Genomic DNA, 13,497 nt, shown 5'->3' on the forward strand with positions numbered 1-13,497 from the left:
TCCAGAGCCGCCAGACGTACACCGCGTCAGAGCGGATCGTCGATCCGCACCCGCAGCGTCACGGTCCCGCGCACCGGCGTCCCGAAGCGCAGCCGCACCTGATTGCTGTCTGGCCCCTGCTTGGCCTGATAATAGGGCGCGACATGCACCGTTTTGCCCGCTCCATCGAGCAGCGGGCCCGCGGGGATCACCGCTTCTACGGTCTGCGCGAAGGCCCCGAAAGGCAATCTGTCTGCCAGATCGATGGTCCAGCTCTCGGCGGCACTCGATTGCTCGAACTCCAGCATCAGCGGGCTGAGAACCGGGTGAAAGATGTTGCCGAACGTATTGTCCCGGAACGAGATGTTCTTGATCCGGTTGTAGTCGAGATCGGCAAAGCTGGTATCGACGGAATCCACCCTGTCGATCGGATCGTCGATGATGCGGAACGAATTGCCGGTCACGCTCAGCCCGTTGAGGAAATGCCCCGCGCCATGCGGTTTGACCACGATAAAGGTGAACCACGGCGCCACGTTGCCCGCCAGAAACACGTTGCCGGTGATGTTGAGCGCGCTGAACGAGAACTCGCTGGAAAATTCCGGCGCGCTGTCATGCTCGTTCGACCATTCGATAAAACAGTTATCGACATAGTTGGCGTCAATCGTCGTGCGGCAGTTGGTCCGCGTCAGCACCAGCCCGGCAGAGCGCGTGCCGTCATTGGATTCGTCGCCCTGGAACCAGTGATTGCCTGACACAATGTTGATCGACCCCGCCAAAACCGCGAAATGGCGGAACCGCGTGATCCGGTTGTCGCGCAGTTTCACATCGTTGGCATTGGCGTTGAGCGCGATGGAGGTCCGGTTTGCCACCAGTTCGGCATCCTCGGCAGACAGGAACTGACAACGATCCACGATCATCCCCTGATCGCCCGTCGACAGGCTGGAGATGCCGCGATCCCGGGGCCGTGTGAAATAGCAATCGCGAAACTGAAAGCTGGTCGCAGCTTGCGGCAGCATCACGCAGCTGCATTTTCCCGCAGCCTGAAACTCGATATTGACCAAGGACAGCTTGCTGAGTTTCGCGAAATTGCTGAAATCGAGCATGTATTGGAAGCGGCGGAAGGTGAAGACCTGTGTGCCCGCCGCATCATAGAGTTGCTGGCTCAACGTGATCTCCTGCGCGGCGATGTTGACGGCGCTGACATAGACCTCGCGCCCGACGCCGTTGCCTTCGACCAAGGCGCCCAGCGGGATATTGGCGACATTGGTGACATTGGTCAGGCGCAGGCTGTTGCTGGGCGAGTAGGTCGCTTGCGAGGTCACGGTCTGGGTGTTCCATGCCGCATTATCCTCTGCATAGAACTGCCCGTTCTTGATCAGGCGGCGCTGGGAATAGCTGGTCTTGTCGGGGATCGCGGCCTGCATGTCGATGGGGCCCGTCAGAGAGATGATCCGGCCTTTCATATCCAGGGATTCGTGGCCGGTGTTGTTGAGCAGCGCCTGAAACGCCTTGCGAAAGCCCAGCTCTTCGTCACCGAAGGCGTCGATATAGGCCGGGAGGTGGTAATTGTTGGTCAGCGACAAGGTATGATGGTCCGCCATCGTCACCGTGCCCTCGAACCGCACGGCGGACTGGAACGTGACACTGTCGCCCAGATGGAAGGTGCCCCGAGGCACCAGCACCTGACGGCCATCGGCGGCGGCATCGGCGGCCTCGAACGCGGCGGCGTCGTCCGTCACACCGTCACCCACGGCGCCGTAGTCGCGCACATCCACCCAATCCATCAGATCGCGGTGAAACAGGGCTGTGGCGTCTTCGATCACGATATCGTCGATCCGCACAATGCCGCCATTCGGGCCCGTCAGATCCAGCCCGAAATGCCCGTAGGCCGGGGCCGCGCCCCAAGCCATATCGACGCCCTTGCGGTTGCCCGTGCCGACGATCGCGGTGATCTCGACCACTTCGCCGTAGTTTTGCAGCGTGGTTGCCGGGCCGACCTCGGTCAATCCGCCGACATGGTTGCCGTTCGATGCCGCCGCCCAGCCTGCAATCCGAACGGTGGGCAGATTGCCGGCAATCGCCTTGATCCGGGCGGTGATTTTCAGGTAGCAGCCCGGCAATAGCGGGGTTTCCCCCATGTAGCGCAGTTTCTGCAGGTTTTCGGTTTTCTGCAGTTCCAGCGCGCCACCAAAATCCTGATCGGCGGCGATGATGCCAGCATTCACCGCACCGTCATAAGTGTCTGATCCGGGGGTTCCATCGCCGCTGGACCAGACATTGAGCCCGCGCTCAAACGCCGGAGGCATGAAGACGATGCCATCGGTAACTGCCTTGTTCATGTCGTTCCCTTTCCACATCCGGAACCCGGCCCGGCCCGATGCGGGACTGGGGCGGGAAACGGACATCACGTGTTTCGCCAGTCCGGGCGCGCCCGGATGGTTCAGGGAAGTATCGACAAGGTGTTAATCAGCGCTGGGGGCACCGTACGATGCCCCGCCCTGTCACCATTGATCAAAGGTAGTGCCTTTCACGCGCGCCGCGAACCGGATGCCAGCGAATTGGCGTCTGGCGTATACACGCGGTGCGTGCCAGTTTACGCGCGATACGCAACCGCGGAGCAGCCCCGATGTCTCACACATCCTTTTATGCCTTAACTATGTTGACCGCCGGTATCGGCATTCCGATCCTCGCCGCGCTGAACGCGGCACTTGGCACCCGGCTGGGCTCGCCCGCGGCGGCGGCGGCGATCCTCTTTGTCGTGGCGTTTGTTTGCACGATCACGGTGCTGGCCGTGTCCGGTCCGCGCGCCGTGCTGGGGGCGTGGGCGGCGCCAAAGCATCTGTTCCTCGCCGGGACTCTGGTGGCGTTCTACGTGCTGACGATCACCTATATCGCGCCAAAATTCGGCGTCGGAAATGCGGTGTTCTTCGTGTTGCTGGGGCAGCTTGTCAGCGCCGCCATCATCGACCATTTCGGCCTGTTCGGCGCGCAGCTGTCACCGCTCACCCTCACCCGTGCCTGCGGCATCGGGATCATGGCCGCAGGTGTCTTTGTCACGCAGCAGGTTTAGGCGGGGCCTGCCAGCGCCTGCAACTCGGCCCAGGAAGCATCGCTCAGCTCCACCTGGGTCGCGGCCACCCGGCCCTGCCCCGGCATCCGCGCGCCCGGGTCCTGGGCGACACCTTGCGAGACGCGCTCCAGCCGTGAGCCAAAGGCATCCGACAGGCCGGGATCGATCAGCGTGTAGAACTGGCCCAGATCATGCGGCGGGCCATCGGTGGCCTTGAGCGGCGGCACGTCCATCGCGTTGCGCGACCCGGTCATGCCAGCGGCCAGCAATTCAGCCATCAGCCCCAGACCCCAGCCCTTGTAGCCGCCCATGCTGACCAGCGATCCCTGAAGTGCTGCGTCGGGGTCGGTTGTAGGCTGGCCATCCGCGTCCACGGCCCAGCCTTCGGGGATCGTTTCGCCGGCGGCCTTGGCCATGGTGATCTTGCCCAAGGCCACGGTCGTGGTGGACTGGTCGAACTGCATCGCGACACCGCCCTGCCCGTCGGGCACCGCAAAGGCGATGGGATTGGTGCCGATCACCCGGTGGCTGCCGCCCGGAGGTGCCACAATCGGCGTCGCGTTGGTCGCACCAAAGCCGATGAAGCCCGCACGCGCGATCTGATCGGTGAAATAGCCCAGAGAGGTGCAGGTATGCGCGTGACAGATGGCAAGGCTGGCGATGCCGTTTTCGCGTGCGGCCTCCAGCGCCACCGGCAAACCACGCTCGAAGGCAGGCTGGGCAAAACCCAACCCGGCATCGACATAGACCGCACCGGGGCGTGGCCGCGTGACCACCGGATCGACGGTGCCATTGACCCGACCGCTGACCAGTTGGCGGCAATAGCTGTCGAGGTAGTACAGGCCGCAGATCTTGTTGCCCACGGACTCTGCCGCGGCGGTGGCGCGCGCGACTGACGCGGCGATCCAATCCTCCGCACCGTGGCGCATCAGCGCCGCCTTGCAGAGCCTTTCGATCTGATCGACTGTAATCGTGGGCATGGAACCTCCGGAACCTGATTGCGTATACTCTGCGCGCCCCCGCCACGGTGGTCAATCGACGGCTGTCAGACCGCGACCACGCGCCCACCGTCAAGCCGCACGGTGCGGTCCATGCGCGCCGCCAGATCAAGGTTATGGGTCGCGATCAGCGCCGAAAGGCCGGTGCTGCGCACCAGTTCGGTGAGCGTGCGGAACACTTGGTCTGATGTCTCGGGGTCGAGATTTCCGGTGGGCTCATCCGCCAGCAACAGGCGCGGCGCATTGGCCAGCGCCCGGCAGAAGGCGACGCGCTGTTGCTCTCCGCCCGACATGGCCGAGGGGCGATGATCGGCGCGCGCTGCGATGCCGACCTGATCCAGAAGGCTGCGCGCGCGCGCCTCTGCATCGCGGCGCGGTGTGCCCGCCGCCAGTTGCGGCAGCACGATGTTTTCCAAGGCGGTGAATTCCGGCAGCAGATGATGGAACTGGTAGACAAAGCCGACATCGCGCCGCCGGACGATGGTCCGCCGCCGATCCCCCAGCCCGGCCATCGCCACGCCGCCGATCTCGACCGTGCCCGCGTCGGGCGTATCGAGCAGACCGGCAATATGCAGCAGCGTCGATTTGCCGGCGCCAGAGGGCGCGACCAGCGCCACGATCTCGCCCGGGGCCAGCGTCAGATCAGCACCGCGCAGCACCGCGACCTCGCTTTGCAAACCCTTGTTATAGATCTTTTCCAGCCCACTCAGGCGCAGCACAGCCTCACTCATAACGCAACGCCTCTACCGGGTTCATTCGTGCCGCGCGGCGGGCCGGGAAAATCGTCACTATGAATGACAGGCCCAGCGACAGCGACACCGCCGAAATCACATCCCCCAGCTCCAGCTTGGCCGGAAGGTGATAGATGCCGCGAATTGACGGGTCCCACACCTGCCCGCCCATCAGGTAATTCACCATGCTGAAGATCGGGTCGATATAGACCGCAAAGAGACAACCCAGGATCACGCCGAATACCGTTCCGATCAGCCCGGTGAAGGCACCGCAGATGAAAAAGACGCGCAAAACCGAACCTTCGGTCAGGCCCATGGTGCGCAGAATGCCGATATCGCGGCCCTTGTTCTTGACCAGCATGATCAGCCCGCTGGTGATGTTCATCGCCGCGATCAGCACGAGGATCGACAGGATGATGAACATCACGTTGTCCTCGACTTCGAGCGCGCGCAGGAATCCGTCGCTGGCGTCCTTCCAGGTCCAGACGAGCGAGCGCTCCCCCGCTGCGCGGACCAGGTCCAGCCCCATCTCGTCCACTTTCTCGGGGGCGGCCACCATCACTTCCAGCTCGTCCGCGCGCCCCTCTCGGTTGAAGAACGATTGCGCCTCTGCAAAGGGCATGTAGACGCGCACCCGGTCGATATCGTAGCGCCCGGCGGTAAAGATATAGACCACCTCGTAGGCGTTGACGCGTGGAGTGCTGCCGAACGCCGTCTTGACCCCGCCGGGTGAAATCAGCTTGATCCGGTCGCCGACGCCGACGCCCAGTTCGCGCGCGACACCCGAGCCGATCGCCACCCCTTCGCCAAACCGGTCAATATCGCCCTGCCCGGTTTCGGGATTGGCGATGCGCGGTATCGTCTTGAGGTTTTCCAGCGTGATGCCAAATATCTGCACGCCCGCGTTGCGGTCGCGGGCATTGGCCATCACCTGCGCCTTGATCAAGGGGGCCACGCGGGTAACGCCGGGCACCGTTCGCACGCGGGCGGCCATCGCCTCGTAGTCGTCCAGCATCCGGTCGATATTGCCCGTGACCGGATCGACCGCGCCTGCGTTGTAGATCGTCACATGCGCGTTCGATCCCAGGATCGTATCGACGAATTCAGCGCGAAAGCCTGACCGCACGGCCAGCGTGGCGATCAGGGCAAAGACCGCCAGCGTGATTCCGATCAGCGAAATCCATGTCATCACGCTCACGCCGCCCTCGGCGCGTTTGGCGCGCAGGTAGCGCCACGCGATCATCCACTCGAATGGGGCGAAAGGGGCCGGAGAGCCTGCCACTCGGATACCTCAATGTTGTTTTGCGCGCAGAGTGCGCCGGGGTTGCAATGGCGTCAAGCGCAGCCCGCCCGCCGGGGGGCGGGCATCAGATGCGCTCGGCGGTTTGCGCCGGTTTGCGGCGGAATGGCAAGCGGATAAACGCGATCAGCCCGCCCAGCAGGCCCAGCCCGCCCAGAAACCCGAAGCCTGCGAAAACCGCGCCCTCGAAGGTCAGCGGCATGGCGGGCCTGAAATCGCCCCATGTGGCGCGGACAATTTCGGGGTCGGTGAAACTGCGGGCGCGGTAGGCACGGGTGAACGGCCCGGCTTCGCGCAGCGCGGCCAGATCCGCGCTGAGGCGTGTATGCCGCGCCAGCGTTCTGGCCATCGTCTGCGCTCGCGCCGCACCCATCTGACCGCCCTGCCGCAGATCCTCCAAGGCGTCTTGCCGGGTGAACCCCTGCCCGGCGGCATCGGCGTCAAACTCCGCGACAAAGCGGCTCAACTCGTCCACTGCCCCCGCCAGACGCTGGGTATATTGCTGCGAGAATTCAGGAAACTGCGACAGTCCCACCGCGCCGGCCAAGCCGCCTGCGAATGTGACCGCCCGCAGCAGCATGTCAGCCCACCATCGTGCCGCGGAAAGGCGCGTAGATCTGCGCCAGCTTCTCGACCGCCTGTTCCGGGGGCAATTCCTCGCTGACGCCGGTGCGACGGCAGGTCAGTTCCACGACGCCGTTTTTCAGCCCGCGTGGCCCGACGGTGATGCGCCATGGCAGCCCGATCAGGTCCATCGTGGCGAACTTGCCACCCGCGCGCTCGTTGCGATCGTCATAGAGCGGATCGAGCCCCAGCGCCGTCACGGATTGATAAAGCGCCTCGCAGGCCGCATCGGCCTCGGCATCGCCCTGTTTGAGATTGACGATCCCGACATGAAACGGGGTCACGCCCTCGGGCCAGATGATGCCCTTGTCGTCATGGCTGGCCTCGATGATCGCGCCCACAAGGCGGCTGACGCCGATGCCGTGGCTGCCCATGTGGACGGGGACGGATTTGCCATCCGGCGTCTGCACTGTCGCGCCCATCGCTTCGGAATACTTGGTGCCGAAATAGAAGATCTGCCCCACTTCGATACCGCGCGCCACGCGGCGGCGCTCTTCGGGGATCTGCTCGAATATGGCCGGGTCATGGGTTTCATCGGTGCGCGCATAGCGGCTGGTGAACTCGTCCAGCACCGCCTGACATTCTTCGACCGAATCGAAATCGACCTTCCGATCGCCGAATTTCAGATCGGTGATCTCGCTGTCATAGAACACTTCGCTTTCGCCGGTATCGGCCAGCACAAGGAATTCATGCGTGTCATCGCCACCGATGGGGCCTGAATCCGCGCGCATCGGGATCGCCTGCAGGCCCATGCGTTCATAGGTGCGCAAGTAAGTCACGAGATGCCGGTTATAGGCGTGCAGCGCCGCCTCCTTGGAGACGTCGAAATTATAGCCGTCCTTCATCAGGAATTCACGGCCGCGCATCACACCGAAACGTGGGCGGATCTCGTCGCGGAATTTCCACTGGATATGGTAGAGCGTCAGCGGCAGATCCTTGTAGCTGCCGACATGGGCGCGGAAGATGTCGGTGATCAGCTCTTCGTTGGTCGGCCCATAGAGCATGTCACGCCCCTGACGGTCGCGGATGCGCAGCATTTCCTCGCCGTAGTCGTCGTAACGCCCGCTTTCGCGCCACAGATCCGCCGATTGCAGCGTCGGCATCAGCATCGGGATATGGCCCGCGCGCATCTGCTCTTCGTGCACGATGTTTTCCAGCTTGCGCAGCACCTTGAAGCCCAATGGCAGCCAGGAATAAATCCCGGCGCTTGCCTGCTTGATCATCCCCGCGCGCAGCATCAGCCGGTGACTGACGATCTGTGCCTCTGACGGGGTCTCTTTCAGGACAGGCAGGAAGTAACGGGAGAGGCGCATTGGCTTACCTTGTGAAAATGTCATTTCCCTTCGTTTATGGGGTTACGTGCGCCCTTACAAGGCTTGCAAGTGCCGCACCGTGGCGCGGCCTGCAGCTGCGCCCGCCCGCGCCCGGCAGTTGTCAGCTTGCTTGCAAGCGGCCCAGATAATCGCCTGAAAAGTCGATCTTCAACTCGACCCACAGCGGCAGGTGATCCGATCCGTGGAACGTGCGCCACTCCTGAAGGTAGTAGTTTTTCAGTTTCGCATCATCGCCGATAACGTCCTGCGCCTGAAGGATCGCCTCGCGAAGCGATTCGATCTTGTCGCGGTGCCGTTCCTTCGAGCTTTCCGTGCGCGCGCGCAGGATCTTTGCCTCGCGCTCGGCGATTTGCTCGGTGTAGCTGGCGATCTTGTCGCGTTGCGCTTCGATCAGACGGGTGCGGTAGGCCGGAAAATCCTCTTCGCGAAAGATGCTGTCGAAAAACTGCAGGACGCCCGCGGCCTTGTCGCCGTCGCTCTTGTTCACTTCCATGCGTTGCGACATGAACGAAATCTGGTCGTAGAACTTGGTCTGATCCTTGTTCGAGCCCTTGTGGTTCTGGAAAACCGTAAAGCCGCGATCTGCCAGGGCATTGAACGCCTTGTCGCCGATTTTCGGGATGTTGAAATCGCCGACCAGAATATGGTTCATCGGGTCGTTCTTGGCGCGTTTCGCCAGAAACCCGGCGACGGCTTCTATCTCGTCAACGCGGCGGGCGAATTTCTTGCCGGTATCCGACCCGAAATAGATATGGACCGTCGAGAAGGCGAATTTGAACCAGCCGCTCTGGAACAGGCACATGAACGGCGTTCTGGAAAACTGGAGTTTTCGTTGGTCATCCACGATCAGCAGGCTGTCGGGCAGCACCAGCTCGCCCGCGACCCCCTTGAAGCGGACCTTGGCGGTATCGAATATGAACCCCAACCGCTCGGAGTTGCCTGAAACACCTTCGGTGACATCGGTCAGAATGTAATCATACTCGCGGCCCAGGATGTACATGATGTCTTCAAGCGGCCCCAGATCCTCGCAAATTTCCTGTACGGCGATGACGTCGAACCGGGACAGTATCTCGGCGATGTAGAAGTAATCTTCCTTGCTGCGCGGCCCATTGGCGAAGCGGTTGTCATCGAAGTTGCGGATGTTCCACGTCCCCAGAACGATCGTGTCGTTGCGGGTTTTGGGCGGCATCTCATCGTCAAGTTGTGCGCGCAGCCGGATCAGCCCTTCGACCGTGCGCAAGCGCTCGTCCTGGGCCATGCGTCTGATCGAGAAATAGAACGGCATATTTCCCCCGGCGGTTGCAATCAGGGAGTATTTTCTACTTATCATAAATCCCGCTATCTTCATAGCCGCACGATCACGGCATGATCACCGGGGCCGTGCCGATGATCCGCGCAACTTCCGCTCTCCGCAGCGGAATTGCCGCTGCGCTCTTGAAAGGGCGCGCGGCATGGGCGATGTGTAGTGTCACCCGACCGGAGCGCGCATGTCCCTGCCTGTAAAGACACAGCTGAAATATTGGGGAATCGCCTCGGCGGTTTTCCTGCTGGTGATGTGGCTGCTGGGCAATGTGATCATGCCCTTCGTGCTGGGCGGCGCGATTGCCTATTTCCTCGACCCGGTCGCGGACCGGCTGGAACGCATGGGGATGTCGCGAGCCCTGTCGGTCACGGTGATCACGTTGCTGGCGCTGCTGATCTTCGTGATCATGTCGCTGCTGGTGGTGCCGACACTGATCTCGCAGGCGACATCGCTGGTCAACACCGCACCGCAACTGACCCAGGACCTGCAGAATTTTCTGACCGAGAAGTTTCCACAACTGGTGGACACCGATTCGACGCTGCGCCGATCACTGATCGGCATTGGCACCACCATTCAGGAACGCGGCGGTGAACTGGTCGAGGCGCTGCTGGGGTCGGTTTCGTCGCTGATCAACATCGTCGTACTGTTCGTGGTCGTCCCGGTCGTGGCGTTCTATCTGCTCTATGACTGGGACCGGATGATTGCGCAGATCGACGAGCTGCTGCCGCGCGAACATGCCCCGACCATCCGCCAACTGGCGGGCGACATCGACAAGACGCTGGCCAGTTTCATCCGCGGCATGGGCACGGTCTGCCTGGTGCTGGGAACCTACTATGCACTGGCGTTGATGTTCGTGGGGCTGCAATTCGGGCTGGTCGTCGGGGCGATTGCGGGGCTGATCACCTTCATCCCTTATGTCGGCGCGCTGGTCGGCGGGGCGCTGGCCATCGGACTGGCGCTGTTTCAGTTCTGGGGTGACTGGGTTTCCATCGGGCTGGTCGCCGGCGTCTTCGTGGTCGGTCAGGTCATCGAAGGCAACGTGCTGACGCCCAAGCTGGTGGGCAACTCTGTCGGACTGCACCCGGTCTGGCTGATTTTCGCACTGTCGGTCTTTGGCGCGCTCTTCGGCTTTGTCGGGATGCTGGTCGCGGTGCCGGTGGCTGCCGCCATCGGGGTACTGGCGCGGTTCGCCATCAGCCAGTACAAGAGCAGCCTGCTCTATCGCGGACCGCAGGACAACAACTGATGCCCAACCAACTAAGCTTTGATTTGCCCGCCAAACCGGCGCGGGGCCGCGACGATTTCTTCGTCTCCGCCGCCAACGGCGTCGCCGTTGCGCTGATCGAAGGCTGGCGCGACTGGCCCGCGCGCAAGTTGATCCTGAGCGGCCCGGATGGCGCAGGCAAAACCCATCTGGCCCATGTCTGGGCCGAACTCAGCGGCGCGCGCATCCTGGCCGCCGCCGATCTGGCCAGCGCCGATATCGCACAGCTTGCCACCGGCAACCTGGCGATCGAGGACACCGACGGCATCGCCGGGCAGGCTGCAGCCGAGACCGCGCTCTTTCACCTGCACAACCTCGCGCTGGCCGAGGGGCACAGCCTGCTGTTCACCGCGCGCACCCCGCCCAGCGCGTGGCCACTCGGGCTGCCCGATCTGGCCAGCCGCATGCAGGGCACGCCCGCCTGCGTGATGGGAGAGCCGGACGATGCGCTGCTCTGCGCCGTGATGATGAAGCAGTTTGCCGACCGCCAGATCATGCCGTCACCGGGCACGATCCCCTATCTGGCAAAGCGCATCCCGCGTTCCTTCCGGTCGGCACGCGACACGGTTGAGGCGCTTGATGCCTTGTCGCTGTCCACGGGGCGGCCGGTCAATCGCGCGCTGGCGGCACAACTGCTGGACAATTCTCAGGGGTAGCGGCACACTTCGTCACCTCCGTGTCACATCACAGGCTTATACCCCCGCCATGACGCAAGCCGATTTCCTGAAGTCCCCCTATCCCGAACCGGTGGATCTGCCCGATCTGGACATCAGCGGGCCGGGCCGGTTCTACAACCGCGAACTCAGTTGGCTGGGGTTCAACTGGCGGGTTCTGGAAGAGGCGCAAAACCCGCGCGTGCCGCTGCTGGAACGACTGCGGTTCCTGTCGATTTCGGCCACCAATCTGGATGAATTCTACAACGTGCGTGTCGCGGGCCTGCGCGAACTGGCGCGCGCGGGCAACACGACCCCCGCCGCCGATGGGCTGACCCCTGCCGAGCAGATGGTGTTGATCAACGAGAACGCCCGCATATTGTTGGCCGCACAACAGGAAACCTTCCAGTCTTTGCGCGGCGAGCTGGAGGCGGAAAATATCGTCATCCTGGATCGCACCAGCCTGACAGATGACGACCAGACTTACCTGGCGGATGTATTCCTGAACAAGGTGTTCCCGGTTCTGTCACCGCTGGCCATCGACCCCGCGCACCCGTTTCCCTTCATTCCGAACCTGGGCTATGCGCTTGCCCTGCGGCTGGAACGGGCAAATGACAAACGCCCGCTACGCGCATTGCTGCCGATCCCGCAGCAGATCGACCGCTTCGTGTCACTGCCCGGCGCGGATGCCACCTATCGCTTCCTGCCGCTCGAAGAGTTGCTGCTGCTCAACCTCAGCAGCCTTTTTCCGGGCTACCAGTACAAGGGGCATTGTGCCTTCCGGGTGCTGCGCGACAGCGATCTGGAAGTGGAGGAAGAATCCGAGGATCTGGTGCGCGAGTTTGAAGTCGCGCTGAAACGCCGCCGCCGCGGCGAGGTCGTGCGGATGAAAATCTCGACCGATGCACCGGCCGCGCTACGCGAACTGGTGATGAGTGAATTGCACGTCGTCCCCGAAGAGGTGGTCGAGGTGGAGGGCATGCTCGGTCTTGCCGACCTCAAGGAACTGGTACTCGACTCGCGCCCCGATCTGCTTTGGCCCGCCTTTTCCCCGCGCGTGCCCGAACGGGTGCAGGACCATGACGGCGACATGTTCGCTGCGATCCGCCAAAAGGACATGCTGCTGCACCACCCTTACGAGACGTTCGACATGGTCATCCGCTTTCTCGCGCAGGCGGCGCGCGATCCGGACGTGGTTGCGATCAAGCAGACACTCTACCGCACCTCCAATCGCTCGCCCATCGTCGAGGCGCTGTGCGAGGCCGCCGAGAACGGCAAATCCGTCACCGCACTGGTCGAGTTGAAAGCGCGATTCGACGAGGCCGCGAATATTCGCCAGTCACGCAGGCTCGAGCGCGCAGGCGCGCATGTGGTCTACGGGTTTCTCAATCTCAAGACCCACGCCAAGATCAGCACCGTTGTCCGCCGCGAGGGCGACCATCTGGTGACCTACACCCATTACGGGACGGGCAACTATCACCCGATCACCGCGCGCATCTACACCGATCTCAGCTTCTTCACCTGTGATACCACGCTGGGGCGTGATGCCACCAAGGTGTTCAACTACCTGTCGGGCTACGCCCAACCCGATCACTTGGAAAACCTGGCGATTTCCCCGCTCACGCTGAAGTCGCGCCTGCTAGAGATGATCGCGGCAGAGGCCGATCATGCCCAGGCAGGCAAGCCGGCGGAAATCTGGGCCAAGATGAATTCCCTGGTCGACCCTGACATCATCGACGCGCTTTACGCCGCCAGCCAGGCGGGCGTGAAGATCAGCCTTGTCGTGCGCGGCATCTGCGGGCTGCGTCCGGGCATCCGGGGGCTGAGCGAGAACATCCGCGTCAAGTCCATCGTCGGGCGGTTCCTGGAGCATAGCCGCATCGTCTGCTTCGGCAACGGCTACGGGCTGCCGCACAAGAAGGCGCGCGTCTATATCTCGTCCGCCGACTGGATGGGCCGCAACCTCGTCCGCCGGGTGGAAACGCTGGTCGAGATCGAAAACCCGACGGTCAAGGCGCAGATCACCAGCCAGGTGATGGCGGCAAACATGGCCGATGTGGCGCAAAGCTGGGTCATGGCGCCGGATGGCTCGTTCACCCGCACACCGACGCCAGAGGGCGCGTTCGCCTTCAGCTGCCATCGATTCTTCATGGAAAATCCGTCACTTTCGGGGCGCGGTTCCGCCGGTGCTGCGGATGTGCCGAAACTCACCCATACCGAAGATTGACCGACACCGAGCCT

General features: G+C 62.8%; 11 protein-coding genes. 4 read left to right on the forward strand and 7 right to left on the reverse strand.

Annotation, left to right across the window (positions count from 1 at the left end; translation table 11 throughout):
• Window positions 1-26: 26 nt before the first annotated feature.
• Complete coding sequence (locus O3306_RS16670; RefSeq protein ID WP_272009351.1) at window positions 27-2,318, reverse strand: glycosyl hydrolase family 28-related protein; 2,292 nt, start codon at window positions 2,316-2,318, stop codon at window positions 27-29.
• A gap of 287 nt (window positions 2,319-2,605) precedes the next feature.
• Between O3306_RS16670 and O3306_RS16675 the strand changes: the two genes are divergently transcribed.
• Window positions 2,606-3,049 carry a DMT family transporter gene (locus tag O3306_RS16675; protein ID WP_272009353.1) on the forward strand — a complete coding sequence of 148 codons (444 nt, stop codon included), beginning with the start codon at window positions 2,606-2,608 and terminating at the stop codon, window positions 3,047-3,049.
• On the opposite strand, the gene O3306_RS16680 is transcribed toward O3306_RS16675, so the two are convergent.
• From O3306_RS16680 to O3306_RS16705, 6 genes are all read right to left on the reverse strand, one after another.
• On the reverse strand, window positions 3,046-4,029 hold the full coding sequence (locus tag O3306_RS16680) for an Ldh family oxidoreductase (protein WP_272009355.1): 984 nt from the start codon (window positions 4,027-4,029) through the stop codon (window positions 3,046-3,048). The genes O3306_RS16675 and O3306_RS16680 overlap by 4 nt on opposite strands.
• A 65-nt stretch (window positions 4,030-4,094) precedes the next feature.
• On the reverse strand, window positions 4,095-4,778 hold the full coding sequence (locus O3306_RS16685) for an ABC transporter ATP-binding protein (RefSeq protein ID WP_272009357.1): 684 nt from the start codon (window positions 4,776-4,778) through the stop codon (window positions 4,095-4,097).
• Window positions 4,771-6,060 (reverse strand): lipoprotein-releasing ABC transporter permease subunit, encoded by a 1,290-nt coding sequence (locus O3306_RS16690; protein WP_272009359.1) that lies wholly within the window; start codon window positions 6,058-6,060, stop codon window positions 4,771-4,773. The genes O3306_RS16685 and O3306_RS16690 overlap by 8 nt, the downstream gene beginning before the upstream one ends.
• Before the next feature lie 85 nt (window positions 6,061-6,145).
• Entirely contained in the window at window positions 6,146-6,658 is a 513-nt protein-coding gene (locus O3306_RS16695) for a DUF2937 family protein (RefSeq protein ID WP_272009360.1), read from the reverse strand.
• A gap of 1 nt (window position 6,659) precedes the next feature.
• Entirely contained in the window at window positions 6,660-8,015 is a 1,356-nt protein-coding gene (proS, locus tag O3306_RS16700) for a proline--tRNA ligase (protein WP_272009362.1), read from the reverse strand.
• Window positions 8,016-8,136: 121 nt separating this feature from the next.
• A complete protein-coding gene (locus O3306_RS16705) occupies window positions 8,137-9,321 on the reverse strand; it encodes an endonuclease/exonuclease/phosphatase family protein (RefSeq protein ID WP_272009364.1) in 1,185 nt (394 codons plus the stop codon).
• 202 nt (window positions 9,322-9,523) lie between these two features.
• Between O3306_RS16705 and O3306_RS16710 the strand changes: the two genes are divergently transcribed.
• From O3306_RS16710 to O3306_RS16720, 3 genes are read left to right on the forward strand one after another with little or no spacing between them, the layout of a single operon-like run.
• A complete protein-coding gene (locus O3306_RS16710) occupies window positions 9,524-10,585 on the forward strand; it encodes an AI-2E family transporter (protein ID WP_272009365.1) in 1,062 nt (353 codons plus the stop codon).
• Complete coding sequence (locus O3306_RS16715) at window positions 10,585-11,259, forward strand: DnaA ATPase domain-containing protein (RefSeq protein WP_272009367.1); 675 nt, start codon at window positions 10,585-10,587, stop codon at window positions 11,257-11,259. Before O3306_RS16710 ends, O3306_RS16715 begins: the two co-directional genes overlap by 1 nt.
• Window positions 11,260-11,308: 49 nt before the next feature.
• Window positions 11,309-13,483: an RNA degradosome polyphosphate kinase gene (locus O3306_RS16720; protein ID WP_272009369.1), complete on the forward strand. Its 2,175-nt coding sequence runs from the start codon at window positions 11,309-11,311 to the stop codon at window positions 13,481-13,483.
• Window positions 13,484-13,497 lie beyond the last annotated feature (14 nt).

Origin of the sequence: Roseovarius sp. ZX-A-9 (genome assembly GCF_028369135.1) — a bacterium.
Taxonomy (GTDB): Bacteria; Pseudomonadota; Alphaproteobacteria; order Rhodobacterales; family Rhodobacteraceae; genus Roseovarius.

What these genes read in the sequence shown, in the direction of transcription:
- O3306_RS16670 (WP_272009351.1), bottom strand. Translation starts at nt 2,318, where the DNA reads ATGAACAAGGCAGTTACCGATGGCATCGTCTTCATGCCTCCGGCGTTT.
- O3306_RS16675 (WP_272009353.1), top strand. Translation starts at nt 2,606, where the DNA reads ATGTCTCACACATCCTTTTATGCCTTAACTATGTTGACCGCCGGTATC.
- O3306_RS16680 (WP_272009355.1), bottom strand. Translation starts at nt 4,029, where the DNA reads ATGCCCACGATTACAGTCGATCAGATCGAAAGGCTCTGCAAGGCGGCG.
- O3306_RS16685 (WP_272009357.1), bottom strand. Translation starts at nt 4,778, where the DNA reads ATGAGTGAGGCTGTGCTGCGCCTGAGTGGGCTGGAAAAGATCTATAAC.
- O3306_RS16695 (WP_272009360.1), bottom strand. Translation starts at nt 6,658, where the DNA reads ATGCTGCTGCGGGCGGTCACATTCGCAGGCGGCTTGGCCGGCGCGGTG.
- proS (WP_272009362.1), bottom strand. Translation starts at nt 8,015, where the DNA reads ATGCGCCTCTCCCGTTACTTCCTGCCTGTCCTGAAAGAGACCCCGTCA.
- O3306_RS16705 (WP_272009364.1), bottom strand. Translation starts at nt 9,321, where the DNA reads ATGCCGTTCTATTTCTCGATCAGACGCATGGCCCAGGACGAGCGCTTG.
- O3306_RS16710 (WP_272009365.1), top strand. Translation starts at nt 9,524, where the DNA reads ATGTCCCTGCCTGTAAAGACACAGCTGAAATATTGGGGAATCGCCTCG.
- O3306_RS16715 (WP_272009367.1), top strand. Translation starts at nt 10,585, where the DNA reads ATGCCCAACCAACTAAGCTTTGATTTGCCCGCCAAACCGGCGCGGGGC.
- O3306_RS16720 (WP_272009369.1), top strand. Translation starts at nt 11,309, where the DNA reads ATGACGCAAGCCGATTTCCTGAAGTCCCCCTATCCCGAACCGGTGGAT.